The sequence below is a fragment of the Microbacterium sp. NPDC078428 genome, from assembly GCF_044542535.1.
Lineage (GTDB): Bacteria > Actinomycetota > Actinomycetes > Actinomycetales > Microbacteriaceae > Microbacterium > Microbacterium limosum.
In genome coordinates this window covers 370,426-397,017 of sequence record NZ_JBITUP010000003.1, presented here as the reverse complement: position 1 = coordinate 397,017, position 26,592 = coordinate 370,426, and the positions used below count along the sequence as shown (strand labels likewise).

The following is a 26,592-nucleotide window of genomic DNA, read 5'->3' as shown; positions in this document are numbered from 1 at the left end:
CTGGAGCCATGGCCACGCGCACCCGTCGACCCGCCGGCGCCCGACCGGCCTCGAAGATCCCCCAGCTGCCGTGGCGGTCCCCGCAGCCCGCGCCGATCGTGCTCGTCTCCGGCCCGGAAGAGGTGTGCGCCGAGCGGGCGATCGCGGGGCTGCGCGACTACCTCCGGGCGGAGGACCCCTCGCTCGAGGTGTCCGACGTGCGCGCAGACGCCTACGCGCCGGGCACGCTGCTCTCGGTCACGTCGCCCTCCCTCTTCGGCGAGCCGCGGCTCGTGCGGGTGGCGGGGGTCGAGAAGTGCACAGACGAGTTCCTCGCGGAGGCGATCTCCTACCTCTCGCACCCGCAGGAGGGGGCGACGGTCGTGCTCCGGCACACCGGTGCGAGCGTGCGCGGCAAGAAGCTGCTCGATGCGATTCGATCGGGAACGGGTGGGGGAGTGGAGATCGCGTGCGCCGCCGTCAAGCGCGACTCCGATCGGTACGACTTCGCAGCCGGGGAGTTCCAGGCGGCGAAGCGCCGCATCGCCCCCGCGGCCCTACGAGCGCTCACCTCCGCCTTCGCCGACGACCTCACCGAGCTCGCGGCGGCCTGCCAGCAGCTCATCGCCGATGTCGAGGGCGATGTCACGGAGGCCGTCGTCCAGCGTTACTACGGCGGTCGCGTCGAGACCTCGTCCTTCGTCGTGGCCGACACCGCGATCGCCGGGCGCTACGGCGAAGCGCTCATCGCACTGCGGCACGCCCTGGCATCCGGCGCGGATCCCGTGCCGATGGTCGCGGCCTTCGCGATGAAGCTGCGCACGATGGCACGCGTCGTCGGCGTGCGCGAGGGATCGGCATCCCTGGCCGCACGGCTCGGCATGAAGGACTGGCAGGTCGATCGTGCCCGCCGCGACCTCGTCGGCTGGACCGAGGCTCAGCTGGGCCTGGCGATCCAGGCGGCTGCGCGTGCCGACGCGGAGGTCAAGGGCGCGTCTCGAGACCCGGTGTTCGCTCTCGAGAGGCTTGTGACGGTGGTGGCGACGCGCTCGCCCTTCGGGTCCTGAGTCGCCGCGGCGACGAGGGGGCCCGGTCGGCCCGCGGCCACGAAAAAGGCCCGCTCCGAAACGGGAGCGGGCCTTTCTCGTGTGCAGGCGGGTCAGAGCGACGCGACCTGCTTGGCGATCGCCGACTTGCGGTTGGCGGCCTGGTTGCTGTGGATGACGCCCTTGCTGACGGCCTTGTCGAGCTTCTTCGTCGCCTTCGCCAGAGCGGCCTCGGCCGTGGCCTTGTCGCCCGAGGCGACGGCCTGGCGGGTGCGGCGCACGGCGGTGCGCAGCTCGCTCTTCACGGCCTTGTTGCGCTCGCGCGCCTTCTCGTTGGTCTTGTTGCGCTTGATCTGCGACTTGATGTTTGCCACGTGTGGGTCTTTCGGTCGAGGTGTCTGCCTGTGGAAGTGCCGGCGACAAGAGAGGGCTGTCGCGCAGCGGTCGTGAGGGTGGGAAGCCCACACGCAAGCCAATCAAAGAGTCTAGCAGGTCCGCTCGGGCTGATCCGCTCCGGGCGAGACCGTCGCGATCGCGAGATCGAGGAGCGCGTTGAAGACCCGTGGCCGCATCGCGGTGACCAGGTGGCTCGTGCGCGGGACGACGATCAGCTCGGCGTGCGGAACGAGCCGGCGGAACAGGCGTTCGTTGATGCGGAGCTGGTCGAACTGCCCGTTGATGAACCACGTGGGCACCGAGATTCGGCGGAGGGCGCGGGTGAGATCGAGCACCGACAGCGAGCGGAGCGCGATGTCCTGTGCGTCGAAGGCGTACCCGCCGGCGCCGAAGTCGTCGCGCGTCTCCTCCGGGAGGGTCCGGGCGAGCACCATCTCCGTGAGGCGCATGCCTCGATCCGGCAGGCTGTCGAAACGCCGCGCGAGTGCCCGGTAGGTGGCGAGACCTGGTCCGCGGGGAACGGCGGTGCAGGATGCCGCGACGAACGCCGCGACGGGCGGGGCCTCCGGTGCGCCGACGTACTCGCAGCTGACGAGCCCGCCCATCGAGTGGGCCGCGAGCACGACAGGGCCGTGGCGGGCCGCCTCGCGCACCGCGGCGTCGATCGTCTCGAACGCGCCGTCGATCGTGAAGTCTTCGCCCATCCGGGTCCCGTGTCCGGGCAGGTCGAGCGCGTGCGCGTCGATGCCGCGTTCGGCGAGATGCGCGATCTGCGCCCGCCACATCGTCGCTGACGTGCGGATCCCGTGGACGAGGACCACCTGCACCGTCATTCCCTCAGCCTAACTTCGCCTCCGTGACGTCGTCCCCGCCCGTTCGCGGGCGGGTAGGCGCGAGCGCGGACCGGCGGGTGCGGGTCCTGGAAGAGCTGGCGTGTCGCCGGAACGTCGTGTTTGATGCACCCCCAGATCGGGTGGCGGAGACTGCGTAGAATCGAGCGGACATGTCTCCCCGCGCCGCTACGCCTCCTCAGCCCGCCGCGACTGCCCCCGAGCAGCTCCGCAACTTCTGCATCATCGCCCACATCGATCACGGCAAGTCGACCCTGGCCGACCGCATGCTTCAGATCACGGGAGTCGTCGCGGACCGCGACATGCGCGCGCAGTACCTCGACCGCATGGACATCGAGCGCGAGCGCGGTATCACGATCAAGAGCCAGGCCGTGCGGATGCCGTGGGAGGCGGGCGGCGAGAACTTCGCGCTCAACATGATCGACACGCCCGGACACGTCGACTTCAGCTACGAGGTCTCCCGCTCGCTCGCGGCGTGCGAGGGGGCGATCCTCCTGGTGGACGCGGCGCAGGGCATCGAGGCGCAGACGCTCGCCAACCTTTACCTCGCGCTCGAGAACGACCTGCACATCATTCCCGTGCTCAACAAGATCGACCTGCCCGCTGCTGACCCGGAGAAGTTCGCGCTCGAGCTGGCGAACCTCATCGGCGGCGACCCCGACGACGTACTCCGCGTCAGCGGCAAGACCGGCGCGGGCGTCGAGGAGCTGCTCGACCGCATCGTCCGCGACATCCCGGCGCCCCAGGGGGATGCCTCGGCGCCCGCTCGCGCGATGATCTTCGACTCGGTCTACGACCCCTACCGCGGCGTCGTCACCTACGTGCGCATGGTCGACGGCAAGCTCGAGCCCCGTGAGCGCATCCAGATGATGTCGACGCGGGCGACCCACGAGCTGCTCGAGATCGGTGTGTCCAGCCCGGAGCCGACTCCGACGAAGGGCCTCGGCGTCGGCGAGGTGGGGTACCTCATCACGGGCGTGAAGGACGTGCGCCAGTCGAAGGTCGGCGACACGGTCACGACCGCGCGCAAGCCCGCCGATGAGGCCCTGCCGGGGTACACCGACCCGAAGCCGATGGTCTTCTCCGGCCTCTACCCGATCGACGGCAGCGACTACCCGGACCTGCGTGAGGCGCTCGACAAGCTCAAGCTCTCGGATGCCGCCCTGGTCTACGAGCCCGAGACCTCCGTCGCTCTCGGCTTCGGATTCCGCTGCGGATTCCTCGGCCTCCTCCACCTCGAGATCGTCACCGAGCGTCTCGCCCGCGAGTTCGACCTCGACCTCATCACGACGGCACCGAGCGTGGTCTATCGCGTCGTCACCGACACCGGAGCCGAGGTGATCGTGACCAATCCGAGCGAGTATCCCGACGGCCGCGTCGCGACGGTGTCCGAGCCGGTGGTCAAGGCGGCCATCCTGACGCCCAAGGACTACGTCGGCACGGTCATGGAGCTGTGCCAGTCGCGCCGCGGGACCCTTCTCGGGATGGACTACCTGAGCGAAGACCGCGTCGAGCTCCGCTACAACGTCCCGCTCGGCGAGATCGTGTTCGACTTCTTCGATCAGCTCAAGTCGCGCACGCAGGGCTATGCGAGCCTCGACTACGAGCCGGCGGGGGAGCAGGAGGCCGACCTCGTCAAGGTCGACATCCTCCTGCAGGGCGAGAAGGTCGACGCGTTCAGCTCGATCGTCCACCGCGACAAGGCGTACGCGTACGGGCTCCTCATGACCGAGCGGCTGAAGAAGCTGATTCCGCGCCAGCAGTTCGAGGTGCCCATCCAGGCCGCGATCGGCGCGCGCATCATCGCCCGCGAGAACATCCGCGCGATCCGCAAGGACGTGCTCGCCAAGTGCTACGGCGGCGACATCACCCGCAAGCGCAAGCTGCTAGAGAAGCAGAAGGAGGGCAAGAAGCGCATGAAGATGGTGGGCCGCGTCGAGGTGCCGCAGGAGGCGTTCATCGCCGCGCTCTCCGGCGACGTCGAGACCGGCGCCAAGTAGGGTTGGGCGCATGCGGCGCGGGACTTTCCGAGACGACACCGTCGATTACGCGGCGGTAGGCGCAACGCACTCACCGGATCTGATGCAGTATCCGCCTGAGCGCAGCATCGCGGCCGAGCGGACAATCCGGATCGGATCGGGTCAGGAGCGCTTCGCCTCCGCGGGCGAGGCCCTGCTGTCGTGGACGGCCCAGAAGGGCGCCGGCCTGCAGCTGGGCGATGTGCGCCCGGCATCCGGCCCCATGTACGCGGGGGTGGGGTTCGACGACGAGGGAAACCCCGTCGCCCCCGCCAGCACGGAGGCCGAGCAGCGCTTCGACGCCGAAGGCACACCGTTCGCCGGCGCGGGCACGACAGTGACGGTGCACGGGCGCGTGGCGGGCCTGCGGGCGGACGCCGAGCTGCGCGTCATCTCCGTGACCGAGGAGCCGCGGCGGATCGCCTTCACGATCGGCACCGTGAGCGGCTCCGTCGTCAGCGGTGAGGAGTGGTTCCTCATCGAGTGGCGGGGCAACGATGAGGTGTGGTTCACGGTGCGCGCCTTCGACGCACCGGTCGCGCTCGCATACCGCCTCATCCGCCCCCTCGTGCGACGCCGTCGGCGGGCGCTCTTCGACGGCTACGTCCGCGCGATCTCGCCGATGTACACGACCGGCTGATCGTGGCCGGACCGCTCCCGCTCGGCGATCCCGCACCGGTCGACGGCGCCCTGCCGGGCGACCTCCCGCTCGACCCGACCCGCGCCCTCGGCGTGTACCTGCACGTCCCCTTCTGCCGGGTGCGGTGCGGCTACTGCGACTTCAACACATACACCGCCGGCGAGCTGCGCGGCGCCACCGCTGAGGACTACCCGTCCGAGGCGGGTCGGGAGGTGCGCCTGGCGGCGCGCGTGCTCTCCGACGCCGGCGCGCTGCGGGCGGCATCCACCGTGTTCTTCGGCGGCGGCACGCCGACGCTGCTGCCCGCCGGATCACTGACGCGGATGCTGGAGGACGTGCGCGCGCACATCGGCGTTGAGCCGAACGCCGAGATCACGGTGGAGGCCAACCCCGACACCGTCACGCAGGTCGTCGCAGACGAGCTGGCCGCCGCGGGGGTCACGAGGCTCTCGATCGGCATGCAGTCGGCCGTGCCGCACGTGCTCGCGGCGCTCGACCGCACGCACGACCCCGCCGCCGTCGCGCGCGCCGTGGGAGCCGCGCGCGGGGCGGGCCTGGCCGTCAGCCTCGACCTCATCTACGGCGCGCCCGGGGAGAGCCTCGCGGACTGGGCGGCGTCGCTGGCGCAGGCGGTGGAGCTCACGCCCGACCACGTGTCGGCGTACGCCCTCATCGTCGAGGACGGGACGGCGCTGGCGCGGCGCATCCGCCGGGGCGAGCTCGCCGCCCCCGACGACGACCTGCAGGCCGACATGTACGAACTGGCCGACCGCGTCCTCGCCGACGCGGGCTTCGGATGGTACGAGGTGAGCAATTGGGCGCGGGACGACACCCACCGCTCGCGGCACAACCTCGCCTACTGGCGCGGCGATGACTGGTGGGGCGTGGGGCCCGGCGCCCACAGCCACGTGGCAGGAATGCGCTGGTGGAACGTCAAGCATCCCGCCGCCTACGCCCAGCGCCTGCAGTCCGGCGCCTCGCCGGCGGCCGGGCGGGAGAGGCCGGATGCCGCCGCCACACAGCTGGAGCGGGTGCTGCTGACCTCCCGCATCCGTGAGGGACTTCCCCTCGAGATGCTGGATGCCGGCGCGCGCCGCTCCGTCGCGGGGCTCGTCGCCGACGGGCTCGTCTCCGGCGAGGACGCCGTGCGGGGGAGGGTCGTGCTGACCCTGCGCGGGCGGCTGCTGGCGGACGCCGTCGTGCACGCACTGGCGGGCTGAGCGGCCGCTTCCGGAGCGCACGCGCCGCGAACCGGTAGAATTGGCACTCGATCTGCCGGAGTGCCAGGACGGGAGGAGAGGCCATGGTCTCGGAACGGGGGCTCCAGGTCCTTCGCGCCATCGTGCAGGACTACGTCGCCACCCACGAACCGGTCGGCAGCAAGTCGATCGTCGAGCGTCACGCGTTCGGGGTCTCCGCCGCCACGATCCGCAACGACATGGCGCAGCTGGAGGACGAGGAGCTCATCGCGGCGCCTCACACCTCCTCCGGGCGGGTGCCGACGGACAAGGGCTACCGCGTCTTCGTCGACCACCTCGCCGACATCCGGCCGCTCTCTCCCGCGCAGCGCAGCGCCATCACGGCCTTCCTGGGCGACCCGGGCGATCTCGACGACCTCCTCGCGCGCACGGTCCGGGTCCTCTCACAGCTCACCGGCCAGGTGGCCATCGTGCAGTATCCGTCCTTCGCGCGTGCCAATGTCACCCACGTCGAGCTGGTGGCGATCGCACCCGCGCGCATGCTCATCGTCCTCGTGACCGACACGGGCCGGGTGTCCCAGCGCATCGCCGCGCTCACGGCGCCCCTTGAGGACGAGGACCTGCCCGCGCTGCGGGCGCGCCTGGCGGCGCTGATCGTGGGTCACTCCGTGCGTGACGCGGCCGACCGGGTCGAGGCCTGCCGCACCGCCGGGACGGCCGAGGCCGTCGGAGTGGACGCGGCCCTGCTCTCCCTCTGCCATGTGGTCGCCGAGGAGCTGGACGAGTTCCGCCAGGACCGCCTGCTCATGGCGGGAGCCGCCAACCTCGCTCGACGCGAGTCCGACTTCCGCGGCAGCATCTACCCGCTCCTCGAGGCGATCGAGGAGCAGGTCACCCTCCTCCGGCTCATGGGGGAGATGGTGGCCGACACCCAGGGTCTCGCGGCCAGCATCGGCCGCGAGAACGATCCGTGGGGGCTCGGCGAAGCATCGGTCGTGACGAGCGACTACGAGACATCGGGGGCGGTGGCACGCGTGGGCGTGCTCGGACCGACCCGAATGGACTATCCCAGCAACCTCGCCTCGGCGCGGGCCGTTGCGCGATACCTCTCGCGTCTGCTCGACGAGGACGAGAACCGCCGCTGAGGCGACCCCTGCCCCGCACGACGGGGCGTGAAGAAAGGCGAATGTGGCAGACCATTACGACGTCCTGGGCGTGGCGAGAGACGCGTCACCCGACGAGATCAAGAAGGCGTACCGACGCCTCGCGCGCGAGCTGCACCCGGATGTGAACCCGGGTGAGGATGCCTCGGAGCGCTTCAAGCTCGTCACCCACGCATACGACGTGCTCAGCGATCCGGAGCAGCGCCGGCGCTACGACTCCGGCGGAGACGCGTTCGGCGGGGCCGGAGCGGGCTTCGGCGGTTTCAGCGACATCTTCGAGACGTTCTTCGGCGGGGGCGGCGGGGGGTCGCGCGCGGCGCGCCCGCGCTCGCGCCGGGAGCGCGGGCAGGACGCCCTCGTCCGAGTGAACCTCGACCTTCGGGATGTCGTCTTCGGCACGCACCGCGACCTCGAGGTCGACACGGCCGTGCTGTGCGATACCTGCCAGGGCTCGTGCTGCCAGCCCGGCACGCAGCCCGTCACGTGCGACATCTGCCGCGGCGCGGGACACATCCAGCGTCAGGTGCGCAGTCTGCTCGGCAACGTCGTCACGAACGTGCCGTGCCCCACGTGCCAGGGGTACGGCACGACGATCCCGTACCCCTGCTCGAGCTGCCAGGGTCAGGGCCGCGTGCGCTCCCGGCGCACCGTCTCGATCGACATCCCGGCGGGTGTGGAGACGGGGCTGCGCCTGCAGCTGCCTGGTTCCGGCGAGGTCGGCCCCGCGGGAGGGCCCAACGGTGATCTGTACATAGAGGTCAGCGTGGCCGCCGACGACGTCTTCAGCCGGGACGGCGACGACCTGCTCGCAACGCTCGAGGTGTCGATGCCCGATGCGATCCTCGGCACCGAGACGACGATCGAGAGCCTCGACGGCCCGGTCGATCTGGAGATCCGCCCCGGTGTCCAGTCGGGCGACATCCTGACGATCAAGGGGCGCGGCATCACTCCGCTGCGCGGGAGCCAGCGCGGCGATCTGCGCGTCGGCGTGCAGGTCGTGACGCCGTCGCGCCTCGACGCGAAGGAGCGGGCCCTCGTCGAGGAGCTGCGCAAGCGCACCAAGGCGCCCGCGCCGGCGCTCTCCCACTTCCACCAGGGCGTCTTCGCGAAGCTGCGCGACAGGTTCCGGAACCACTGATGCCGCTGCACTTCGTCGTCGACGCGGCCTCGACCGCGCATGTCGGCGACGTGGTCGCACTCACGGGCGACGAGGCGCACCACGCGGCGGCCGTCCGCCGCGTGCGGGTGGGGGAGGAGATCACCCTCGGCGACGGACGCGGAGCGTGGCTGACCGGCGTGTGCGAGGCGGTCGCGCCGCGGGAGGTGCGCGTGCGGGTCCGCGACCGCACCCTCGTGCCGGCCGCGGCACCGCGGATCGTGCTCGTGCAGGCGCTCGCGAAGGGCGACCGCGACGAGCTCGCCGTCCAGGCGGCCACCGAGCTCGGGGTCGATGAGATCGTCCCGTGGCAGGCGTCCCGTAGCGTGTCGCGGTGGCAGGGGCCGAAACTCGTCAAGGGCGTCGCCCGATGGAGCACCATCGCGCGCGAGGCCGCGAAACAGGCCCACCGCGCGTGGATACCGCCCGTCGCCACGCCGCTCGGGACCCCCGGCGTCATCGAGCGCGCCGCCGACGCCCGTGTCCTCCTGCTCGAGCCGACGGCCGAGCGAGCGCTGACGGCGCTTGACTGGCCGCGGGGCGAGGCACGCGACATCCTGCTGGTGGTCGGCCCGGAGGGCGGCATCGACGGCGCCGAAATCGATGCATTCGAGGCGGCCGGCGCGGAGCCGGTGAGGATGGGGGCGAGCGTGCTGCGCACGTCCACGGCCGGACCCGCGGCGATCGCGGTGCTCTCGGCCGCGCTGGGACGCTGGTGAGGGGCCCTCGATACACTGGGACGGTGTCCGACGAACCCTCGATCTTCACCCGTATACTGCGAGGCGAGATCCCCGCAGAGATCATCGCCGAGACCGAGGGCGCCTTCGCGATCCGCGACATCGCGCCGCAGGCGCCCGTGCACGTGCTCGTCATCCCGAAGTCGCAGGAGTACCGCAACGTCGTCGAGCTCGCAGCGGGGGATCCGCAGCTGCTCGCCGAGGTCGTCGGGCTCGCGAACACGCTGGCGGCCGAGCTCACCGGTGGCGACTTCCGTCTGGTCTTCAACACGGGGGCGGATGCCGGGCAGACCGTCTTCCACGTCCACGCCCACCTGCTCGGCGGCGGACTGACGGAGAAGAGCGTCGGTGCCTGACGGAGAGACCCCCGACACCACGACCGAGCGGGTCTACGCCGACGGTGTCGCGATGGTGCAGCTGCTCGGTCCGCAGGACCGCCTCCTCCGCGTGCTCGAGAAGGAGCACCCGGAGGTCGACGTGCACGTGCGCGGCAACGAGATCACGCTCTCGGGCGCGTCCCGGGCCGTCGAGGCCGCACGAGACCTCGTCGACGAGCTCCTGGCCATGACGAAGGCCGGGCACGCCCTCGCGCCCGGAGACGTCTCCTCGTCGGCGCGCATCCTCGAGGGGGACGCCGGTCGACGTCCGTCGGAGGTGCTGGGTGAGGCGATCCTCTCCACCCGCGGCCGCGTGATCCGACCCAAGACGCTGGGCCAGAAGGAGTACGTAGACGCGATCGAGGAGCACACGATCGTGTTCGGGATCGGTCCCGCCGGAACGGGGAAGACGTATCTCGCGATGGCGAAGGCCGTGCAGGCTCTCCAGCGCAAGGAGGTCTCGCGGATCATCCTGACCCGGCCCGCCGTCGAGGCCGGCGAGCGCCTGGGGTTCCTGCCCGGCACGCTGAACGACAAGATCGACCCGTACCTGCGACCGCTCTACGACGCGCTCAACGAGATGATGGACCCCGAGCTCGTGCCCAAGCTCATGGCGACCGGGACGATCGAGGTCGCGCCCCTGGCGTACATGCGGGGCCGCACGCTCAACGACTCGTTCGTCGTGCTCGACGAGGCGCAGAACACGACGCCCGAGCAGATGAAGATGTTCCTCACGCGGCTCGGGTTCAACACCAGGATGGTCGTGACGGGCGACATCACGCAGGTCGACCTCCCGGGCGGCAGCTCGGGGCTGCGCCTCGTGACCCGCATCCTGAACGACGTCGAGGACATCCACTTCGCGCGTCTGACCAGCGACGACGTCGTGCGTCACAGCCTCGTGGGCAAGATCGTCGACGCCTACAGCGCGTACGACGAGCGCCGTACCGCCGCGCGCCACGAGCGCGAGCAGGCGAGCGAGTTCGCCAATCGCGCCGAGCGCCGCTCGTCGACCCGACCGCTCGGTCCCCGCGACCGCCAGCCGAAGCGAGGCAGCCGATGACGATCGAGATCACGAACGAGTCGGGCGTCGCGGCCGACGAGACGAAGCTGCTGCGCCTGATGGAGCACCACCTGGCCGAGCTGCACGTCAGCCCCGAGGCCGACGTCGCGATCATCCTCGTCGACGAGGGGGCGATGGAGGCCCTCCACGTGCAGTGGATGGACGAGCCCGGTCCGACCGACGTGCTGAGCTTCCCGATGGACGAGCTGCGCCCCGGGACCGAGGAGTCGCCCACCCCGCCGGGGCTCCTCGGCGACATCGTGCTCTGCCCGCAGGTGGCCGAGACGCAGGCCCGCGACAATGGCGTGTCGACCGAGGACGAGATGCTCATGCTGACCACGCACGGCCTTCTGCACCTGCTCGGGTTCGACCACGCCGAGCCCGAGGAAGAGCGGGAGATGTTCGGCCTGCAGAGGGAGCTGCTCACGTCGTTCGCTCTGCGCGAGCGCCGACGGCGCCGTCCATGACCGCCGTCCTGCTCCTGATCGGCGGCGGGGCGCTCGTCGCCTTCGCCGGCCTGATGGCGGCACTCGAAGCCGCGCTGGGGGTCACCTCCCGCGGTGATCTGCTGGACTGGTCGCTCACCGCCCGGGCCAAGAGGTCGCTGCGCGCCATCGCCGACGAGCCCGAGGCGCACACCAACGCCGTCGTCTTCGTCCGCATCCTCGCCGAGACCTCCGCCGCCGTGCTCGTCACGGTCGCCCTGACGATCCTTCTCGACTCGATCTGGTGGGCGATGCTCGCCGCCGCCGTGCTCATGACGGGGGTGTCGTTCGCCCTGGTGGGCGCGAGCCCCCGCACGGTCGGCCGTCAGCACGCGACCGGCCTGCTGCGGGCGTGCGCGCCGATCATCCGGTTCGTCCGCGTCCTCCTGGGGCCGTTCGCGAGCGCCCTCGTGCGCGCCGCCGCGCGTGCGACACCCGGGGGCGGCCGCGCGGCGCCGTTCGCGACAGAGGATCAGCTGCTGTCCATGGTCGACGAGGCCGTGGAGGCCGACCTGATCGAGGACGAGGACCGCGAGCTCATCCACTCCGTGTTCGACTTCACCGACACGTACGTGCGCGCGGTCATGGTGCCGCGCACCGACATGGTCACGATCGAGGCCGGGGCGACGACGGATGCCGCGATGGAGCTCTTCCTGCGCACCGGCGTATCCCGCGCTCCGGTCGTGGAGGGCGACGACGACGAGATCGTCGGGATGCTGTACCTCAAGGACCTCGCGCAGTTCGCGTTCGGTGCGCCCGAGGGCTGGCGCCAGGCCGGTGTCCGCGGCATCCTGCGCCCCGTCGTGTACGTGCCGGAGTCGATGATGGCGTCGGCGCTGCTGCAGCAGATGAAGGTCGACGCCGTGCACGTGTGCATCGTGGTCGACGAATACGGCGGCGTCGCGGGCCTGGTCACCCTCGAGGACCTCATCGAGGAGCTCGTCGGCGACATCGCCGACGAGTACGACCTGCCTCAGTCGGAGGTCTCCGAGCTCGAGCCCGGGCGTTTCCGGGTCAGCGCGCGGCTCTCGCTCGACGACCTCGGCGACCTCTTCGGCATCGAGATCGAGGACGACGACGTCGACACCGTGGGCGGCCTGTTCGGCAAGGCGCTCGGCCGCGTGCCACAGCCCGGTGCGCACGCGGAGGTGTCCGGGATCGTCATGACCGGCGGCGCGTCGCGGGGCCGGGGCCGCGGTCTTGCGACCGTGTTCGTCGAGGCGAGCGAGGAGCTGCGCGCGGTGCAGGAGTCCTACGCCGCCGAGACGGGCGAGATCCCGGTCCAGGGCGAAGGCCGACGACGGAGAGTGGAGTCCTCATGAGTGACAGCGGGTTCCGGTGCGGGTTCGCGACGTTCGTCGGCCGCCCGAACGTGGGCAAGTCGACGCTCACCAACGCCCTCGTCGGCGAGAAGGTCGCGATCACGAGCGACAAGCCGCAGACCACGCGACGCGCGATCCGGGGGATCGTCAACCGCCCGGACGGGCAGCTGATCATCGTCGACACCCCCGGCATCCACCGCCCCCGAACGCTCCTCGGCCAGCGGCTCAACGACCTCGTCGAGCAGGTGCTCGGCGACGTGGACGTCATCGCGTTCTGCGTCCCGGCGACGGAGAAGGTGGGCCCCGGCGACCGCCGCATCGCCGAATCCCTCGACGGCTACCCGCGCGCCGCGAAGGTGGCGCTCGTGACCAAGACGGATGCCGCGAGCCGCGACCAGATCACGGAGCGCCTCATCGAGGTCGACTCGCTCCGTGAGGACTGGGCCGCCGTCATCCCGCTGTCCTCGCTCGCGGGGGATCAGCTCGACGTGCTCGCCGCGGAGCTGCTCGCCCTCATGCCCGAGGGTCCGGCGCTCTACGACAGCGACATCTCCACCGACGAGTCGGTCGAGGACCGCGTGGCCGAGATCATCCGCGAGGCCGCCCTCGAGGGCGTGCGCGACGAGCTTCCCCACTCGATCGCCGTGACGATCGCCGACATCGCCCCGCGTGAGGGCTCCGACCTGACCGACGTGTACGCCGACATCGTCGTCGAGCGCGACAGCCAGAAGGCCATCATCATCGGGCACCGCGGCTCCCGCTTGCGGGACGTGGGCGCCCGCGCCCGCGCCCAGATCGAACCGCTCCTGGGCACCCGGGTCTTCCTCGGGCTGCACGTGCGGGTGGCGAAGGAATGGCAGCGCGACGCCAAGAAGCTCGGCCGGCTCGGGTTCTGACGCCGCGCGTATCCGCCAGCTCGCGTTCGAGGCCGCCGGAGCCGCGCCGGGGCGCCGCACCGGCGGACCCTGCTAGCATGGCGGCATGCGTCTGGGTGGATTCCTTCTCCTTATCCGCCGCGACGAGGCCTCGATCTAGGGCCTTCCTCGTCGCGGAGCTGATGGCGTGCCCGCCCCTCACGACGAGAGAAGCATTCATCATGGAGAACACCCAGAAGACCTCGGGGATGCCGGTGCACAAGTACCGCCCCTACCACGATCAGATCCGCGTCGACCTGCCGGACCGCACCTGGCCCGACGCCCGCATCACGGCCGCGCCGCGCTGGTGCGCCGTCGATCTGCGCGATGGCAACCAGGCGCTCATCGACCCCATGAGCCCCGAGCGCAAGCGCATCATGTTCGACCTGCTCGTGCGGATGGGCTACAAGGAGATCGAGGTCGGCTTCCCCTCGGCGAGCCAGACGGACTTCGACTTCGTGCGCCACCTCATCGAGGACGACGTCATTCCCGACGACGTCACGATCCAGGTGCTGACCCAGTCGCGCGAGCATCTCATCGCCCGCACGTACGAGGCGATCGCGGGTGCGAAGCGCGCCATCGTGCACCTCTACAACTCCACGAGCGTGCTCCAGCGCGAGGTCGTCTTCCGCACTGACAAGCAAGGCATCATCGACATCGCCCTGGAGGGCGCGCGGCTCTGCCGGGAGTTCGAGAAGCGCGTGCCCGAGACGCGGGTCTTCTACGAGTACTCGCCCGAGAGCTACACCGGCACCGAGCTGGAGTTCGCGGTCGACATCTGCAACCAGGTGCTCGAGGTGCTCGAGCCCACGCCGGAGCGCAAGGTCATCATCAACCTGCCCGCGACGGTCGAGATGGCCACGCCCAACGTGTACGCCGACTCGATCGAGTGGATGAGCCGGCACCTGAACCACCGCGAGAACGTCATCCTGTCGCTGCACCCGCACAACGACCGCGGCACCGCCGTCGCGGCGGCCGAGCTCGGCTACATGGCGGGGGCGGACCGCATCGAGGGGTGCCTCTTCGGCAACGGCGAGCGCACGGGCAACGTCGACCTCGTGGCCCTCGGCATCAACCTGCTGACGCAGGGCATCGACCCGCAGATCGACTTCGGCGACATCGATCAGATCAAGCGCACGGCCGAGTACTGCAACCAGCTGCCGGTGCCCGAGCGCAGTCCGTGGGCCGGCGACCTCGTGTACACCGCGTTCAGCGGATCGCACCAGGACGCGATCAAGAAGGGCTTCGAGGCCATGGAGGCGCGCGCCGCCGCCGAGGGGGTCTCGATCGACGAGCTCGAGTGGGCGGTGCCGTACCTGCCGATCGACCCGAAGGACCTGGGCCGTTCGTACGAGGCGGTCATCCGCGTCAACTCCCAGTCCGGCAAGGGGGGAGTGGCCTACCTGCTGAAGACCGACCACTCGCTCGACCTGCCGCGTCGCCTGCAGATCGAGTTCTCGGCGGTGGTTCAGGCCAAGACCGACGAGGACGGCGGGGAGGTCACCAGCGAGCAGATCTGGTCCGTGTTCCGCGACGAGTACCTGCCCTCCGACGTCGACGACGAGCGCTGGGGGCGGTTCGAGCTGCTCGGCACCCGCACGGCGAGCGACATGACCGGCGACGTCGAGCTCCACGTGCGCCTGCGCGACGGCGACGAGGTCGAGGATGCCGCGGGCCACGGCAACGGGCCTATCGCCGCCTTCCTCGAGGTGGTTCGCGCCCGCGGCTTCGACATCTCGCTGTACGACTACGTCGAGCACACCCTCAGCGCCGGCGGCGATGCGCAGGCCGCCGCGTACGTCGAGCTTCAGATCGACGGCGAGCGCCTGTGGGGCGTCGGGATCGACGGCGACATCTCCACCGCGAGCCTCAAGGCCATCGTCTCGGGGGTCAACCGGGCGATCCGCGCTCGTCAGCCCGCCCTCGCCGCCGCGGCGGTCTGAGCGGCGCCCCGCACGAACCGGGGCAGGTTGCGTGCTGTGGGGCAGGTTCTGCCGTGCCCCACAGCACCGCACGTGCCCCACTTCGGCCCGGAGCAGGCGCGCGGGAATGATCTGTCCCCGCATCGCCGCTCACCGTCTTCGCGGGCGCCGCTACGGCTTCACGATCGGCAAGGCGCCCGTCTCGGCGGCGACGCGGCGGCGGTAGAGCATGCGCTGCTCCGGCAGCGAGAGGTCGAACACGACGGCGAGCACGCGGATGACGGCCGTGACGGCGATCCCGGCGATGGCCGCGGGCACGAGCGGTGCGCCGAGTGTCGCGGCCACCGCGAGCACGGTGGAGCCGGCGCCCGCGGCGACGGCGTAGAGCGACCCGACGTGCATGATCGCGACGGGAAGGCCCATGATGACGTCGCGGAGCACGCTGCCGCCGACGGCGGCGCAGACGCCCACGAAGACGGCGGGCACGGGAGGCACACCGAGGGTGAGCGCCTTCGAGGTGCCGAACGCCCCGAACATGCCGATGACCACGGCATCCAACCCGACGATGAGCGCGTTCAGTCTCTGGAACACCCCCGCCAGCAGCATGCCCAGCAGCGCGGCGCCCGTCGCGGTCAGGAGGTACTCGTTGCGCTGGAGGGTGGCGGGGGCAACCCCCAGGAGCAGGTCGCGGATGAGGCCGCCGCCCATCCCGATGAGGATGCCGATGATGGCGACGCCGAGGAGATCCAGCCGGCGCTGGCCGCGGAACCCGGAGGCGAAGAGCGCGCCTTGGATGCCGCCGAGGCCGACGGCGGTGAGGTCGGCCCAGAGGGGGATGACGAAGGTCGGCACGTCCACGCATCCATTCTCCCGTGACGCGTCGATAATGGACCGATGCCCACCTACCGCGACGAGGTCGTGGTCCTGCGCACCCACAAGCTGGGCGAGGCCGACAGGATCCTGACGATGCTGAGCCGTCGGCACGGCAAGCTCCGCGCGGTGGCGAAGGGGGTGCGCCGCACGTCGTCGCGCTTCGGGTCGCGACTGGAGCCCTTCATGGTCGCCGACGTGCAGCTGTACGCCGGGCGATCGCTGGACATCGTGCAGCAGGCCGAGAGCCTGGGGGCCTACGGCGCCGACATCGTCGTGCACTACGACCGCTACACCGCCGCCAACGCGATGGTCGAGACCGCCGACCGGTTGAGCGAGGCCGAGGCCACACCCCAGCAGTACCTGCTGCTCGTGGGCGGCCTGCGGGCGCTGTCCCGCGGCGATCACGCGTCGCGGGCGATCCTCGACTCCTACCTGCTGCGCGTCATGGCGCTCTCCGGCTGGGCGCCGAGCCTGTCCGAGTGCGCGCGCTGCGGCACGCCGGGGCCGCACACGGCCTTCGTCGCCCAGCTGGGCGGGATGGTGTGTCCCTCGTGCGCACCGACCGGCAGCGCCCGCATCGGCGCGGGTGCGGTGCAGACGCTGGAGGCGCTCATGGCGGGGGAGTGGGCCGTCGTGGACTCCGCCCAGGCGGCGGACATCGCCGCGGCATCCGGTGTCATCGCCGCGTACACCCAATGGCACCTCGAGCGCGGAATCCGATCCCTGTCCCACCTGGAGGCCCCCCGGTGACGCCCAAGCCCTACACCCACCAGGACGCCGTCGCGTACCGCCCCGTCGACTGGACGGGACAGTATCCCCCGGCATTGCCCACGCGGGGCGTGCCGGAACACGTGGCGATCGTGATGGACGGCAACGGGCGGTGGGCCAACCGGCGCGGCCTGTCTCGCGTCGAGGGCCACCGCGCCGGGGAGGCCGCCCTGCTGGACGTCGTGGCGGGCGCCATCCAGGCGGGCGTGAAGCACCTCAGCGTCTACGCCTTCTCGACCGAGAACTGGACGCGCTCTCCCGACGAGGTGCGCTTCCTGATGGGCTTCAACCGCGACGTCCTCCACCGGCGCCGCGATCAGCTGAACGAATGGGGAGTGCGGGTGCGGTGGGCCGGTCGCAAGCCGCGACTGTGGGGGTCGGTGATCAAGGAGTTGCAGTTCGCCGAGCGGCTCACGGCCGACAACGACGTGCTGACGCTGACGATGTGCGTCAACTACGGCGGTCGCGTCGAGCTCGTCGACGCCATGCGCTCGATCGCCGACGACGTCGCGGCGGGGCGGATGAAGCCCTCCGCCGTGTCGGAGAAGGCCATCCGCCGGCGGCTGTACGTGCCCGACATGCCCGACGTGGATCTCTTCGTGCGCTCCAGCGGGGAGCAGCGCACGTCCAACTTCCTGCTCTGGGAGTCGGCGTACGCCGAGATGGTCTTCCTCGACACCCTGTGGCCGGACTTCTCCCGCGTCGATCTCTGGCGGGCCATCGAGCTCTACCACCAGCGCGACCGGCGCTTCGGCGGGGCGGTAGACCGCCCCGCCGAAGAAGCGCCCTCCCTCGCCGCGGAAGGATAGCCGCACGGGAATACATCAGGAGCGACCGTCGTTGCGCACAGATGTGACGGATGCCATCAAGATCGACGTGTGGAGCGATATCGCTTGCCCCTGGTGCTACATCGGCAAGCGCAACCTGGAGCGCGGGCTCGCGCAGACTGCAGCGGATGACGACGCGCCGAGGGTGGAGGTGGTCTTCCACTCGTACGAGCTGTCGCCCGACACCCCGGTCGACTTCGAGGGATCGGAGACCGACTTCCTCGCCGGGCACAAGGGGATGCCCGCCGAGCAGGTGCAGCAGATGCTGGACCGCGTCACGGGCATCGCGGCCCAGGCCGGCCTCACCTACCGCTTCGACCTGCTGCGTCACACGAACACCGTGAAGGCGCACGAGCTGCTGCACGCCGCGAAGGCCCAGGGGCGCCAGGCGGAGATGGCGGAGCGGCTCATGGCCGCGTACTTCGAGGAGGGCCGCCACGTCGGTCGCATCGACGACCTCGTCGAGCTCGCTGCCGAGGCGGGGCTCGACGCGGACGATGTCCGCGACGCCCTCGACACGCAGCGATACCTCTCCGACGTGCGCCAGGACCAGGAGCAGGCCCGCGCCTACGGCATCACCGGCGTTCCGTTCTTCGTCATCGACGGAACCTACGGCGTCTCGGGCGCACAGCCCCCGGAGGCGTTCGCGCAGGTCGCGCGGCAGGTATGGGCCGAACGCCGCACCGCGGCGGCCGAACCATCGGCCTGACGGGTCAGCCGGGCAGGTTCTCCTCGATCACCGCGACGATCTCCGGATCCTCGGGGATCACCGAGGGGCGGAAGCGGTGGGTGCGTCCGCCGGGCGTCAGCACGAACTTCTCGAAGTTCCAGAGCACGGGCCCGCGGGCGCCCTCCGCGTCGTCGGAACGCTTCAGCGCCTTGTACAGCGGCGCCGCGGATGCCCCGTTGACCTTCACCTTCTCGAAGATGGGGAAGCTCACGCCCCACGTCGTGGCGCAGTACTCGAGGATCTGCTCCATCGATCCGGGTTCCTGTCCGAGGAACTGATTGCACGGGAAGCCCAGCACAGTGAAGCCGCGATCGCCGTACCGTCGCTGCAGGTTCTCGAGCTGCTCGTACTGCGGGGTCAGGCCGCACTTCGAGGCGACGTTGACGATGAGGAGTACCTTGTCACCGAAGGCCCCGAGGGTCGTCTCCTCACCCTCGGCGGTGCGGAACGGGATCTCGCGAAGGGACAGGCCGGCATCCGTCGTCATCCGTCCACCATAATTCGCCGCCATCGCGCGAGGGCGGCGCGGAGGCGATCGGGTCTGGGAGAATGGGGGAGTGCCTGCCCCGACCGCTCTCGCCCCCGCGCTCCGCATCGGGCCGCTCGACCTGCAGGTCCCGGTCGTCCTCGCCCCGATGGCGGGCATCACCAACACCGCGTTCCGTCGTCTCTGCCGCGAGTACGGCGCCGGCCTCTACGTGAGCGAGATGATCACCTCCCGTGCGCTCGTGGAACGCAACGAGACGACGATGCGCCTGGTCACGCACCACGAGTCGGAGACGCCTCGCTCGATCCAGCTCTACGGCGTGGACCCCGCGACGGTCGCCGAGGCGGTGCGGATCGTCGTCGCGGAGGACCTGGCCGATCACGTCGACCTGAATTTCGGCTGCCCCGTGCCGAAGGTCACCCGCAAGGGCGGAGGCTCCGCCCTGCCCTGGAAGCTCGGCCTGTTCACCGAGATCGTGCGGCGGGCGGCGAGCGCCGCCGGCGACCTGCCGCTCACCGTCAAGATGCGCAAGGGCATCGACGACGACCACCTGACGTACCTCGAGGCGGGGCGTGCGGCGGAGGACGCGGGCGCTGCGGCCGTGGCGCTGCACGCGCGCACCGCCGCGCAGTTCTACTCCGGGACGGCCGACTGGAGCGCGATAGCGCGCTTGAAGGAGACGGTCACGTCGGTGCCGGTGCTGGGAAACGGCGACATCTGGTCGGCCGACGACGCCGTCCGCATGATGTCGGAGACGGGATGCGACGGGGTCGTCGTGGGACGCGGATGCCTCGGGCGGCCCTGGCTGTTCGGCGAGCTGGCCGCGGCATTCGGCGCCGACGCCTCCCGCGTCGACCCGACCCTCGGTTTCGTCGCGGCCGCCTTCCGGCGCCACGCCGAGCTGCTCGTGGAGTTCTTCGATGACGAGGGTCGCGGATGCCGGGACATCCGCAAGCACGTGGCCTGGTACTTCAAGGGATACCCCGTCGGCGGCGACGTGCGGGCGAGTCTCGCGACGGCATCCTCGCTCGCCGAGATCGACGCGCTGCTGGCCCAGCTCGATCACGACGCACCCTACCCGGGGGCCGCGGCCGAGGGGCAGCGGGGCCGCGCCGGCACCCCCAAGCGCCCCGCGCTGCCGGAGGGCTGGCTCGAGCACCGGGAGCTGGATGCGACCTCGTCGGGCGATCTCGCGGCCGCCGAACTGGATCACAGCGGTGGGTGAGGCCGCGGTGACCGCCGCGGGCTACGGTGCGGACGACGTGCAGCGTTTCCATCCGGAGCGCCACCGTTCGGAGAGGGACGACTTCGCGCGCGACCGCGCCCGCGTGCTGCACTCGGCGGCGCTTCGCCGGCTCGCCGCGAAGACGCAGGTGCTGAGCCCCGCGAGCCCGGCGGATTTCGCGCGCAACCGCCTCACGCACTCCCTCGAGGTCGCCCAGGTCGGACGCGAGCTCGCCACGCAGCTGAGCCTCGCCGCCGACGTCGTCGACACGGCATGCCTCAGCCACGACCTCGGGCATCCCCCCTTCGGCCACAACGGCGAGCGGGCGCTGAACGACTGGGCCGAGGGAATCGGCGGATTCGAGGGCAACGCGCAGACTCTGCGCATCCTCACCCGTCTCGAGCCCAAGGTCGTGGGATCGGACGGCGAGACGTTCGGGCTCAACCTCACGCGCGCGAGCCTGGATGCCTCGTGCAAGTACCCCTGGACGTCGGATCGTCCCATGCCCGATCCCGGCGGGCGCCTGAAGTACGGCGTCTACGCCGACGACGCAGAGGTGTTCGCCTGGATGCGGCAGGGCGCCCCGGGGCGGGTGCGCTGCCTCGAGGCCGAGGTGATGGACCTCTCCGACGACATCGCCTACTCGGTCCACGACTTCGAGGACGCCGTCACGAACGGATACCTCGATCCCCGGCGGCTGTCGTCGGTCGCCGAGCACGACGCGCTGGTCACCGCGATCCAGACGTGGGTGGGCTACGACTTCGCGCGCGACGAGCTGGATGACGCGCTGTACCGGCTCACCCGCATGGGCGAGTGGATCCCGTCGTTCGACGGCTCGCGGGCCGACCTCGCGAGGCTGAAGAACCTCACCAGCGACCTCATCGGCCGCTTTGCGCGCGCCGCCACGACGGCCACCCGCGAGGCGTATCCGTCCCGGTCGCTGACCAGATACGGCGCCCATGTCGTCGTCCCGCGCGTCGTCGAGGCCGAGGTCGCGGCGCTCAAGGGGATGGTCGGTGCCTTCGTCGTGTCGATCGAGGGCCGCAAGGAGCTCTACAAGGAGCAGCGCCGCATGCTCAAGCGGCTCGCGAGCGCCGTGTGGGAGGCGGGGCCGGGTCATCTCGCTCCGGTCTTCCGGCAGGACTTCGACGCCGCGACGGACGACGCGGCGCGTCGCCGTGTGGTGCTCGACCAGGTCGCGAGCCTGACCGACCAGGACGCGATCGCGTGGCACATTCGTCTCGTGGGCGATCTCGATGTGGCGGCCCTCGGCATCTGGACGCCGAGGGCCTACGAACCGGTATCCGTCGAGGCCCGGTGATGGCCGGGCTCATCCGGCAGGCCGACGTCGAGGAGGTCAAGGCCCGCACGAACATCGCCGACATCGTCGGCGAGCGCGTCGCACTCAAGCCGGCGGGAGTCGGATCGCTCAAGGGCCTGTGCCCCTTCCACGACGAGCGCAGCCCGAGCTTCCACGTCCGCCCGCAGCTGGGCTACTACCACTGCTTCGGGTGCGGGGAGTCGGGCGACGCGTACACGTTCCTCCGCAAGATGGATCACATGTCCTTCGCCGAGGCCGTCGAGCGCCTGGCCGCGCGGATCGGCTTCACGCTGCACTACGAGGAGGGCGGCGGTCCCTCACCGGCATCGAGCGGGCGTAGCCGCCTCTACGAGGCGAACGCGGCCGCGGCGGCGTACTTCCAGGGGCAGCTGACATCGCCAGAGGCCGAGGCGGGGCGCCGCTTCCTCGGCGAGCGCGGCTTCGATGCCGCCGCCGCGGCGCACTTCGGCGTGGGCTACGCCCCGCGGGGGTGGGAGGGGCTGACCAAAGCGCTGGGCGCGCAGGGATTCACCCGCGAGGAGCTCACATCCGCGGGGCTCGTCTCGCAGGGGCAGCGCGGGGTGTACGACAGGTTCCGGGGCCGCGTGGTGTGGCCCATCCGCGACGTCACGGGGCAGACGATCGGCTTCGGCGCGCGGCGCCTCTACGACGACGACAACGGCCCCAAGTACCTGAACACCCCCGAGACCCCGATCTACCGCAAGGCGCAGGTCCTCTACGGTCTCGATCTGGCCAAGCGGGACGTCTCGCGCGAAGACCGCGTCGTCGTCGTGGAGGGGTACACCGACGTGATGGCCTGCCACCTCGCGGGTGTCACGACGGCGATCGCGACGTGCGGCACCGCCTTCGGCACCGACCACATCTCGGTGCTGCGGCGCGTGATGGGGGACGACTCGGCCTCGGGTGAGGTGATCTTCACCTTCGACCCGGATGCCGCGGGCCAGAAGGCGGCGCTGCGCGCCTTCGCGGAGGAGAAGCGGTTCTCGGCCCAGACCTACGTGGCCGTCGCCCCCGACGGGCTGGATCCGTGCGACCTCCGCCTGGCGAAGGGGGACGGCGCCGTGCGCGCGCTCCTGAGCGGAAAGCAGCCGATGTTCGAGTTCGTCATCGACCAGCGGATCGCCAAGTTCGACCTGTCCTCGGTGGAGGGACGGGTCGGCGCGCTCCGCGCCGCGGCGCCCATCGTCGCCGAGATCCGCGACCCGTCACTGCGACCCGGCTACACCCGCGTCCTGGCCCGCAGGCTGGGGATGGACCTCTCCGAGGTGCGTCCGGCGGTCGAGCGCGCGGCGCGGGGGGAGGGGCGCGGGTCGTCCCGGTCCGAGCCTCCCCGCCGGGTCGGGGGGGCATCCGGCGGAGCGGAGGGAAATACCGCGCCGCCCGCGGTTCGGCTGCGCACGCTCCCGAACCACCCCGATGTCGCACTCGAGCGCGACGCGATCATGGCGCTGCTGCAGTACGGCCACTCGGTCCCCGAGGAGCTGCGGGCCCGTGCGCTCGGGATCGCGATGCGGCATCCGGCCCTCGACGCCATCCGCGAGGTGCTGCGGGATGCCGATCCGGCTCGACCCGGCTGGGCGCCGACGGCGGTCGACGCCGTGCGGGAGCCCTACCGGGCACTGGCGGCCGATCTCCTCGCGCAGCCCTTCCCCGCGATGGACGAGAGAGGAGCCCACGCGTCCGCGGTGTCGTTGGCGCGCCGCCTCGTGCTGCGGGAGTTCGACCGGCAGAAGGCCGAGCTGCTGGGCGCCGTGCAGCGGGTCCCCGCCGATTCGCCCGAGGGCCGTACTCTGCGCGTGCGGCTGCGCGACGTCGACGCCGAGCGCCACGCCTGGGCCGTCGAGGAGTGACACCGCTCGCCGGGAGTGGCACGTCCCCCCGCGGGAGGGCATGATGAAGAGTATGGTTCGTCGCCGCGAGACTCCGATGGCGGTCCTCGCCGATGATCTGTCCATCGACCACACCGACGGTTCGCGCCCGGGCGGGGGTCGCGCCGTCGACGGTGTCAGCTTCGCGCTGGAGCCCGGCGCATCGCTCGTGGTGCGCGGCGCGACCGGTTCGGGCAAGTCGAGCCTGCTCGCCGCCGTCGCGGGCCGGGGCGGTCCGGGGCTGAAGATCGTGGGCGGCGACGCCTGGGTGACCGGCATTTCCGTGCGTCGGCCGGGGCGGGCGCTGCGTCAGCTGACCTACTACACGGGATACCTCCCGCAGGGGGCCGGAGCCTCGCTGCCGCCGCGCCTGAGCGCCCGCGACATCATCGTGGATCCGCTCGTGAGCCGCGACAAGCGGGTGGCGCCGCGGGTGCTGGATCTGCGGGTCGCGACCCTTCTCGACGAGCTGCGGCTGCCGCTGGGCGCCGCGGATCGCTTCCCGTACGAACTGAGCGCCGGCATGCGGCAGCGCGTGGCGATCGCCCGCGCGCTCGTGCTCGACCCCCGGATCCTCGTGGCCGACGAGCCGCTCGCCAACCTCGACCTCGACGCGCGATCCGCCGTGCTCGGGGCGATCGAGCGCCGCCGCCGCGGTGCCGGCATGGCCTGCCTCGTCGCGACGAATGAGCCGGAGACCGCTGCGGCGCTGGATGCCGAGGTCCTCGTGCTGCGGCACGGGCACACGATCGCCCGCGGACTGCACACGGCGGTGAAGTGGTCGCCCCTCACCGATGCGGAGGCCGTGACCGTGTCGTGAGGTGTCCCCGGTCTTTGCTAAACTAGTCGGGTTGCCCGGAGCGATCCGGGCATGATCCTCCATAGCTCAATTGGCAGAGCAATCGGCTGTTAACCGATAGGTTCTTGGTTCGAGTCCAAGTGGGGGAGCTTTCTTCTCCGGTGGTTCGCGGCCCCTGCGGCGAGTACGCCGCACGTCGTACCGGATTCTCCCCGTGCGATACCGCGCCCTGGGACTGCTGCGCGCCGTCTCAACCCGCGGCGCGGCGTCCCTGCTGGGCGAGCGGGTCGTCGCCGATCATCCGCCACACCGTACGGGTGAGAGCGGGGTGCTCGATCGCGATCTGGCGCAGCACGCGGTAGTGGCGCACGTGGGAGGGCATCCGTCCCCCGTCGGCGATGATCGCGTCGGCCCTCAGCGTGTGGACGACCAGCTCGTCGACGGTCGGGATCTCCTCCATGAAGGCCCACGGATCCTGGCCTTGGCGCAGGCGCTCCTCGATCACGACACTGAGCTCCTCGGATGCCTCGGCGCGCAGCAGCTCGAGGCTGGCGCGTCGCTCGATCCGGATCTCGGTCATCAGAAAATCCTACGTCGCGATCCACACGGTCGCACCGTCACGCGTCCAGGTCGTCGATCCCCGGCATCCACGAGTTGCCCGGACGCCCCCAACCCCGTTTGCGGGCGATCTTCTGCGCGGACTTCCCGTCGGAGTCGCCGAGGCGGTCGACGTAGAGCACGCCGTCGAGGTGGTCGAACTCGTGCTGGAGGATCCGCGCCCGCCAGCCGTCGACCTCGATGCGCACGGCACGGCCCTCGAGGTCCTCGCCGAGAAGCAGGGCCCGGTCCGCGCGCCGCAGCGGGTATCGCTCGCCGGGGAACGACAGGCACCCCTCGCTCTCCGCGTCCGGGTCCGGGGCTCCCGGCTCAAGGGGAGAGATCCACAGGACGGGGTTGATCACCACGCCGCGCCAGGGCGCGCCCTCGTCGTCCTCGTAGCTGTAGACGAAGACGCGGGCGTCGACGCCGACCTGGGGCGCGGCGAGCCCGACGCCGGGCGCGGCATCCATCGTGTCGAACATGTCGTCGACGAGCCGGCGGATGTCGTCGTCGACGGTCGTGACGGGGGAAGCGGGGGAGTGCAGGACGGGGTCGCCCATGATCCGGATCGGGAGTACGGCCACGTCAGAAGCCTAACCGCCGCCCGCCAGGTAACCTCGTTCCGTGATGTGGGCGGGGTCGGTCGAGGACGTCGGAGAGCAGCTCGTCGGCGCTTTCCAGAACCCGGGCCTGCTGCTCGGCATCCCGCTCGCCCTCGCCGGAGCGGTCTTCATGTCCTTCGGCGCGCAGTACCAGCACCGCGGCGTGATGAAGGTCGAGCGCCTCTCGGGCCGGCCAGGCGCATCGGGTCTGACGATGCAGCAGCTGCGGCGCCTGCTGACCCGCCCCTCCTGGGTGGTCGGGAGCCTCATGCTCGGGATGGCGATCATCTGCCAGCTGGGTGCGCTCTCCGTCGCCCCGCTCATCGTCGTGCAGCCGCTCGGCGCGATCGCGCTCGTCGTCACGACCCTTCTCAACTGGCGCGTGAGCGGACACGCCCCCACCCGCCGGTCGCTCACCGCGATCATCGCGTGCGTGGGGGGCATCTTCGTCTTCGTCCTCATCGCCGCGATCTTCGCCACGGAGCGAACCCTCTCGCAGAGCGAGCTGGTCACGGTGCTCGTCATCCTCGGAGCCGTGACGCTCATGCTCCTGGTGCTGTGGCTGTGGCTGCGGCGCCGGATGCGTGCCCTCTTCTACATCCTCGCGGCGGGCGTGGTCTACGGCTTCGTCGCGACGCTGGCCAAGGTCGTCATCAAGCGTGTGCAGGCGGGTGACTTCGAGTGGCTCACGCTCCTGTGCCTGATCGCCCTTCTTGGCGCCACCGCCATCGGCGCGTACTTCGTGCAGACCGCGTATTCCGCGGGTCCGCCCGACCTCGTCATCGCCGGGCTCACCGTGATCGACCCCATGGTCGCCGTGCTGATCGGTCTTCTCGTGCTCGGCGAGGGAGCCGCGGCACCCCTGTGGGCGCTCATCGGCTTCGGGGTCGCTGGTGCCGTCGCGACGTGGGGGGTCATCTCCCTGGCGCGATTCCACCCGCAGATCGTCAGCGACTCGCAGGAGCTCCCGCTGCTGCGCGGCGGCGCCTCGGACGCCGTCGACCGGGACCTGCCCGGCTAGCACCGGGAGACCCGCTCGGCCGGATGCGAGAAGGAGGCGGGCCGCTCTCCGGCGGCCCGCCTCCCGTGGTGGGGCGGGTGGGACTTGAACCCACGATCGTCGGGTTATGAGCCCGCTGCCTTGACCAGCTTGGCCACCGCCCCGTTCGCGACACCGAGCCTACCCGGCGCGAGGGGAGGGCGTCG

Annotated in this window: 27 protein-coding genes and 2 tRNA genes; 22 read left to right on the top strand and 7 right to left on the bottom strand. The window is 71.0% G+C overall.

Annotated features, from left to right (window positions below):
• The first annotated feature begins 8 nt into the window (after positions 1-8).
• On the top strand, positions 9-1,046 hold the full coding sequence (gene holA, locus ACIGCK_RS08305; RefSeq protein ID WP_396665260.1) for a DNA polymerase III subunit delta: 1,038 nt from the start codon (positions 9-11) through the stop codon (positions 1,044-1,046).
• Between the two features lie 92 nt (positions 1,047-1,138).
• Here holA and rpsT read toward each other — a convergent pair whose 3' ends face one another.
• Both rpsT and ACIGCK_RS08295 read right to left on the bottom strand, forming a co-directional pair.
• A complete protein-coding gene (gene rpsT / locus ACIGCK_RS08300; protein ID WP_330171757.1) occupies positions 1,139-1,399 on the bottom strand; it encodes a 30S ribosomal protein S20 in 261 nt (86 codons plus the stop codon).
• 111 nt (positions 1,400-1,510) lie between these two features.
• On the bottom strand, positions 1,511-2,254 hold the full coding sequence (locus ACIGCK_RS08295) for an alpha/beta fold hydrolase (RefSeq protein ID WP_396665258.1): 744 nt from the start codon (positions 2,252-2,254) through the stop codon (positions 1,511-1,513).
• A gap of 170 nt (positions 2,255-2,424) precedes the next feature.
• On the opposite strand from ACIGCK_RS08295, the gene lepA reads away from it, so the two are divergent.
• The 12 genes from lepA to leuA all read left to right on the top strand — a co-directional run bounded on the left by lepA (position 2,425) and on the right by leuA (position 15,286).
• Complete coding sequence (gene lepA, locus ACIGCK_RS08290; RefSeq protein ID WP_396665256.1) at positions 2,425-4,272, top strand: translation elongation factor 4; 1,848 nt, start codon at positions 2,425-2,427, stop codon at positions 4,270-4,272.
• Positions 4,273-4,282: 10 nt separating this feature from the next.
• Positions 4,283-4,930 (top strand): DUF1990 family protein, encoded by a 648-nt coding sequence (locus tag ACIGCK_RS08285; protein WP_396665255.1) that lies wholly within the window; start codon positions 4,283-4,285, stop codon positions 4,928-4,930.
• Between the two features lie 2 nt (positions 4,931-4,932).
• Positions 4,933-6,150: a radical SAM family heme chaperone HemW gene (gene hemW, locus ACIGCK_RS08280; RefSeq protein WP_396665254.1), complete on the top strand. Its 1,218-nt coding sequence runs from the start codon at positions 4,933-4,935 to the stop codon at positions 6,148-6,150.
• 83 nt (positions 6,151-6,233) lie between these two features.
• Positions 6,234-7,274, top strand: coding sequence for a heat-inducible transcriptional repressor HrcA (hrcA, locus tag ACIGCK_RS08275; RefSeq protein ID WP_396665252.1), 1,041 nt, complete (start codon positions 6,234-6,236; stop codon positions 7,272-7,274).
• 43 nt (positions 7,275-7,317) lie between these two features.
• The gene (gene dnaJ / locus ACIGCK_RS08270) at positions 7,318-8,430 is read left to right on the top strand and encodes a molecular chaperone DnaJ (protein WP_396665251.1); all 1,113 of its coding nucleotides are present in this window, start codon (positions 7,318-7,320) and stop codon (positions 8,428-8,430) included.
• Complete coding sequence (locus tag ACIGCK_RS08265; protein WP_396665249.1) at positions 8,430-9,167, top strand: 16S rRNA (uracil(1498)-N(3))-methyltransferase; 738 nt, start codon at positions 8,430-8,432, stop codon at positions 9,165-9,167. The genes dnaJ and ACIGCK_RS08265 overlap by 1 nt, the downstream gene beginning before the upstream one ends.
• Before the next feature lie 23 nt (positions 9,168-9,190).
• A complete protein-coding gene (locus ACIGCK_RS08260; protein WP_396665247.1) occupies positions 9,191-9,541 on the top strand; it encodes a histidine triad nucleotide-binding protein in 351 nt (116 codons plus the stop codon).
• A 52-nt stretch (positions 9,542-9,593) separates the two neighbouring features.
• Positions 9,594-10,622, top strand: coding sequence for a PhoH family protein (locus ACIGCK_RS08255; RefSeq protein ID WP_396665313.1), 1,029 nt, complete (start codon positions 9,594-9,596; stop codon positions 10,620-10,622).
• The gene (ybeY, locus tag ACIGCK_RS08250) at positions 10,619-11,089 is read left to right on the top strand and encodes an rRNA maturation RNase YbeY (RefSeq protein ID WP_330171766.1); all 471 of its coding nucleotides are present in this window, start codon (positions 10,619-10,621) and stop codon (positions 11,087-11,089) included. Before ACIGCK_RS08255 ends, ybeY begins: the two co-directional genes overlap by 4 nt.
• A complete protein-coding gene (locus tag ACIGCK_RS08245) occupies positions 11,086-12,429 on the top strand; it encodes a hemolysin family protein (RefSeq protein ID WP_330171767.1) in 1,344 nt (447 codons plus the stop codon). The genes ybeY and ACIGCK_RS08245 overlap by 4 nt, the downstream gene beginning before the upstream one ends.
• Positions 12,426-13,325 (top strand): GTPase Era, encoded by a 900-nt coding sequence (gene era, locus ACIGCK_RS08240; protein ID WP_396665246.1) that lies wholly within the window; start codon positions 12,426-12,428, stop codon positions 13,323-13,325. Before ACIGCK_RS08245 ends, era begins: the two co-directional genes overlap by 4 nt.
• A gap of 200 nt (positions 13,326-13,525) precedes the next feature.
• A complete protein-coding gene (leuA, locus tag ACIGCK_RS08235) occupies positions 13,526-15,286 on the top strand; it encodes a 2-isopropylmalate synthase (RefSeq protein ID WP_396665245.1) in 1,761 nt (586 codons plus the stop codon).
• Between the two features lie 150 nt (positions 15,287-15,436).
• On the opposite strand, the gene ACIGCK_RS08230 is transcribed toward leuA, so the two are convergent.
• Positions 15,437-16,123: a trimeric intracellular cation channel family protein gene (locus ACIGCK_RS08230; RefSeq protein WP_396665243.1), complete on the bottom strand. Its 687-nt coding sequence runs from the start codon at positions 16,121-16,123 to the stop codon at positions 15,437-15,439.
• 36 nt (positions 16,124-16,159) lie between these two features.
• Between ACIGCK_RS08230 and recO the strand changes: the two genes are divergently transcribed.
• From recO to ACIGCK_RS08215, 3 genes are read left to right on the top strand one after another with little or no spacing between them, the layout of a single operon-like run.
• Positions 16,160-16,888 carry a DNA repair protein RecO gene (recO, locus tag ACIGCK_RS08225; protein WP_396665241.1) on the top strand — a complete coding sequence of 243 codons (729 nt, stop codon included), beginning with the start codon at positions 16,160-16,162 and terminating at the stop codon, positions 16,886-16,888.
• The gene (locus ACIGCK_RS08220) at positions 16,885-17,715 is read left to right on the top strand and encodes an isoprenyl transferase (protein ID WP_396665239.1); all 831 of its coding nucleotides are present in this window, start codon (positions 16,885-16,887) and stop codon (positions 17,713-17,715) included. The genes recO and ACIGCK_RS08220 overlap by 4 nt, the downstream gene beginning before the upstream one ends.
• Before the next feature lie 43 nt (positions 17,716-17,758).
• Positions 17,759-18,442, top strand: coding sequence for a DsbA family protein (locus ACIGCK_RS08215; RefSeq protein WP_396665238.1), 684 nt, complete (start codon positions 17,759-17,761; stop codon positions 18,440-18,442).
• 4 nt (positions 18,443-18,446) lie between these two features.
• Here ACIGCK_RS08215 and ACIGCK_RS08210 read toward each other — a convergent pair whose 3' ends face one another.
• A complete protein-coding gene (locus ACIGCK_RS08210; protein ID WP_396665236.1) occupies positions 18,447-18,950 on the bottom strand; it encodes a glutathione peroxidase in 504 nt (167 codons plus the stop codon).
• A gap of 70 nt (positions 18,951-19,020) precedes the next feature.
• On the opposite strand from ACIGCK_RS08210, the gene dusB reads away from it, so the two are divergent.
• The 5 genes from dusB to ACIGCK_RS08185 all read left to right on the top strand — a co-directional run bounded on the left by dusB (position 19,021) and on the right by ACIGCK_RS08185 (position 24,333).
• Positions 19,021-20,175, top strand: coding sequence for a tRNA dihydrouridine synthase DusB (dusB, locus tag ACIGCK_RS08205; protein WP_396665234.1), 1,155 nt, complete (start codon positions 19,021-19,023; stop codon positions 20,173-20,175).
• A complete protein-coding gene (locus ACIGCK_RS08200) occupies positions 20,120-21,496 on the top strand; it encodes a deoxyguanosinetriphosphate triphosphohydrolase (RefSeq protein WP_396665232.1) in 1,377 nt (458 codons plus the stop codon). Before dusB ends, ACIGCK_RS08200 begins: the two co-directional genes overlap by 56 nt.
• Positions 21,496-23,367, top strand: a complete 1,872-nt coding sequence (dnaG, locus tag ACIGCK_RS08195) for a DNA primase (RefSeq protein ID WP_330171777.1) — start codon at positions 21,496-21,498, stop codon at positions 23,365-23,367. Before ACIGCK_RS08200 ends, dnaG begins: the two co-directional genes overlap by 1 nt.
• A 52-nt stretch (positions 23,368-23,419) precedes the next feature.
• Positions 23,420-24,205: an ATP-binding cassette domain-containing protein gene (locus ACIGCK_RS08190; protein ID WP_396665229.1), complete on the top strand. Its 786-nt coding sequence runs from the start codon at positions 23,420-23,422 to the stop codon at positions 24,203-24,205.
• A 55-nt stretch (positions 24,206-24,260) separates the two neighbouring features.
• A tRNA-Asn gene (locus ACIGCK_RS08185) sits at positions 24,261-24,333 on the top strand.
• Between the two features lie 101 nt (positions 24,334-24,434).
• Here ACIGCK_RS08185 and ACIGCK_RS08180 read toward each other — a convergent pair.
• Together ACIGCK_RS08180 and def are read right to left on the bottom strand one after the other, a co-directional pair.
• Positions 24,435-24,764 carry a tryptophan synthase subunit alpha gene (locus ACIGCK_RS08180; RefSeq protein WP_330171779.1) on the bottom strand — a complete coding sequence of 110 codons (330 nt, stop codon included), beginning with the start codon at positions 24,762-24,764 and terminating at the stop codon, positions 24,435-24,437.
• A gap of 37 nt (positions 24,765-24,801) precedes the next feature.
• Positions 24,802-25,368, bottom strand: a complete 567-nt coding sequence (def, locus tag ACIGCK_RS08175) for a peptide deformylase (protein ID WP_330171780.1) — start codon at positions 25,366-25,368, stop codon at positions 24,802-24,804.
• A gap of 43 nt (positions 25,369-25,411) precedes the next feature.
• Here def and ACIGCK_RS08170 point away from each other — a divergent pair, with 43 nt between their 5' ends.
• Positions 25,412-26,407: a DMT family transporter gene (locus ACIGCK_RS08170; protein ID WP_330172001.1), complete on the top strand. Its 996-nt coding sequence runs from the start codon at positions 25,412-25,414 to the stop codon at positions 26,405-26,407.
• 66 nt (positions 26,408-26,473) lie between these two features.
• Here ACIGCK_RS08170 and ACIGCK_RS08165 read toward each other — a convergent pair.
• Positions 26,474-26,550, bottom strand: a tRNA-Ile gene (locus ACIGCK_RS08165).
• Positions 26,551-26,592: the final 42 nt, after the last annotated feature.

What these genes read in the sequence shown, in the direction of transcription:
- holA (WP_396665260.1), top strand. Translation starts at nt 9, where the DNA reads ATGGCCACGCGCACCCGTCGACCCGCCGGCGCCCGACCGGCCTCGAAG.
- ACIGCK_RS08295 (WP_396665258.1), bottom strand. Translation starts at nt 2,254, where the DNA reads ATGACGGTGCAGGTGGTCCTCGTCCACGGGATCCGCACGTCAGCGACG.
- lepA (WP_396665256.1), top strand. Translation starts at nt 2,425, where the DNA reads ATGTCTCCCCGCGCCGCTACGCCTCCTCAGCCCGCCGCGACTGCCCCC.
- ACIGCK_RS08285 (WP_396665255.1), top strand. Translation starts at nt 4,283, where the DNA reads ATGCGGCGCGGGACTTTCCGAGACGACACCGTCGATTACGCGGCGGTA.
- hrcA (WP_396665252.1), top strand. Translation starts at nt 6,234, where the DNA reads ATGGTCTCGGAACGGGGGCTCCAGGTCCTTCGCGCCATCGTGCAGGAC.
- ACIGCK_RS08265 (WP_396665249.1), top strand. Translation starts at nt 8,430, where the DNA reads ATGCCGCTGCACTTCGTCGTCGACGCGGCCTCGACCGCGCATGTCGGC.
- ACIGCK_RS08255 (WP_396665313.1), top strand. Translation starts at nt 9,594, where the DNA reads ATGGTGCAGCTGCTCGGTCCGCAGGACCGCCTCCTCCGCGTGCTCGAG.
- ybeY (WP_330171766.1), top strand. Translation starts at nt 10,619, where the DNA reads ATGACGATCGAGATCACGAACGAGTCGGGCGTCGCGGCCGACGAGACG.
- ACIGCK_RS08245 (WP_330171767.1), top strand. Translation starts at nt 11,086, where the DNA reads ATGACCGCCGTCCTGCTCCTGATCGGCGGCGGGGCGCTCGTCGCCTTC.
- era (WP_396665246.1), top strand. Translation starts at nt 12,426, where the DNA reads ATGAGTGACAGCGGGTTCCGGTGCGGGTTCGCGACGTTCGTCGGCCGC.
- leuA (WP_396665245.1), top strand. Translation starts at nt 13,526, where the DNA reads ATGGAGAACACCCAGAAGACCTCGGGGATGCCGGTGCACAAGTACCGC.
- recO (WP_396665241.1), top strand. Translation starts at nt 16,160, where the DNA reads ATGCCCACCTACCGCGACGAGGTCGTGGTCCTGCGCACCCACAAGCTG.
- ACIGCK_RS08210 (WP_396665236.1), bottom strand. Translation starts at nt 18,950, where the DNA reads ATGACGACGGATGCCGGCCTGTCCCTTCGCGAGATCCCGTTCCGCACC.
- ACIGCK_RS08200 (WP_396665232.1), top strand. Translation starts at nt 20,120, where the DNA reads ATGCGACCTCGTCGGGCGATCTCGCGGCCGCCGAACTGGATCACAGCG.
- dnaG (WP_330171777.1), top strand. Translation starts at nt 21,496, where the DNA reads ATGGCCGGGCTCATCCGGCAGGCCGACGTCGAGGAGGTCAAGGCCCGC.
- ACIGCK_RS08190 (WP_396665229.1), top strand. Translation starts at nt 23,420, where the DNA reads ATGGTTCGTCGCCGCGAGACTCCGATGGCGGTCCTCGCCGATGATCTG.
- ACIGCK_RS08180 (WP_330171779.1), bottom strand. Translation starts at nt 24,764, where the DNA reads ATGACCGAGATCCGGATCGAGCGACGCGCCAGCCTCGAGCTGCTGCGC.
- ACIGCK_RS08170 (WP_330172001.1), top strand. Translation starts at nt 25,412, where the DNA reads ATGTGGGCGGGGTCGGTCGAGGACGTCGGAGAGCAGCTCGTCGGCGCT.